Origin of the sequence: Vibrio sp. 1S139 (assembly GCF_041439475.1) — a bacterium.
GTDB classification, from domain to species: domain Bacteria; phylum Pseudomonadota; class Gammaproteobacteria; order Enterobacterales; family Vibrionaceae; genus Vibrio; species Vibrio crassostreae_C.
Genome location: NZ_JBGOOD010000156.1, coordinates 1 through 1,447 on the forward strand (window position 1 = coordinate 1; position 1,447 = coordinate 1,447).

General features: G+C 48.9%; 1 protein-coding gene. It reads left to right on the plus strand.

Translation table 11 applies throughout. The annotated features are described in order from the left end of the window. On the plus strand, window positions 1-1,358 hold a 1,358-nt coding region (locus ACED46_RS21870), incomplete at its 5' end, for an IS66 family transposase (RefSeq protein WP_371722452.1). Between the last annotated feature and the right edge of the window lie 89 nt (window positions 1,359-1,447).

A 1,447-nucleotide genomic window follows, 5' to 3' on the forward strand; every position in this document is an offset into this window, starting at 1 on the left:
AAGATGCAAAGCGTGACTGTAAACAACCTTCGCAGAATGACAAGGGAAATACGTCATCTGAATCTCGCCGTGGCCGTCCTAAACTCCCTGAAGACTTGCCGCGTGAACACGTCGTTCTCGATGTGCCAGACTCCGACAAAGTCTGTACATGCTGCCAGTCAACGCTTTGTCAAATGGGTGAAAGTACCAGTGAAAAACTGGTGTACCTCCCGGCCAAACTGTATGTCGAAGTAATAGAGAGACCTAAGTACGTCTGCCGCCAGTGTGACAAACAAGGGGAGCAAAACACCGTGGTGATGGCGGCGCCAGCGCCATCTATTATCCCCAAAAGCTTCGCCACGCCGTCCCTTTTAGCGCAAATCATCGCAAACAAATACTACTACGCGTTGCCTCTGTATCGACAAGAGTCGTTGTTCGGTCAGTATGGTATCAAGCTGAGTCGTAAAACGATGAGTCAGTGGATACTGAAGTGTGCGGAGAAGTTAGAGCCGCTCATCGCATTACTCAAAGAGACGTTACTTGCTCAAGAGGTGCTGTTCGCTGACGAAACCACATTGACGGTCTTGAATGATGAGAGAAAGAAAAGCTACATCTGGTTGTACGGATGTGGCCGTGACCGAGGAGGCGATGCGCAATCGCCGGGTATCGTCTTGTTCGATTACCAAGACGGAAGCCGTGGACACCACTGTCCAGCTTCGTACTTATCGGATTACGGTGGTTACCTGCATGTTGATGGATACGAAGCCTATGAAAAAACGGAAGCGAAACTGGTTGGTTGCTGGGCACATGCAAGGCGCAAGTTCATTGAAGCGGAGCAGAGTCAGCCAAAAGGAAAGCAAGGTAAAGGAGGCAAAATCCAGTGGGCAATCACGTGGTTCCAGAAACTCTATCGCATCGAACAAGAGATAAAAGATAAACCCGAAGCAGAGCGGTATCGACTGAGGCAATTAAAGACCTTGCCATTACTGAAGGCGTTCAAAGCTTGGTTAGATAAGTCTGCGACTCAGGTTCTACCGAAAAGCAAACTTGGGGTCGCGATTAACTACAGCCTCAATCAATGGGAAAAGCTGAGTCGTGTGGTTGATGATGGTCGATTAAGTCTGGATAACAATCGCGCGGAACGTTCAGTACGTCCGTTCACGGTTGGACGGAACAACTGGCTCTTTAGCAATACTCACAATGGCGCTCGCGCCAGTGCAGTGTTGTACAGCCTTATAGAAACGGCAAAAGCGAACGACTGCGAACCGTATGACTACCTAGAATACGTACTGCGAGAAGTCCCTAAGTTGAAATACGGTGATGATCATCGTCATCTGCTTCCTTGGAACATGCCACAAACCGAAGCTCCCTCCTCGTAGCAAAATACGCACGAATGACAGATACCGCCTTAGTTGGCGGTATCTGTGTTGAGGCTTGAAAGTCAATGAGTCGATTTAAAGACGCTTAC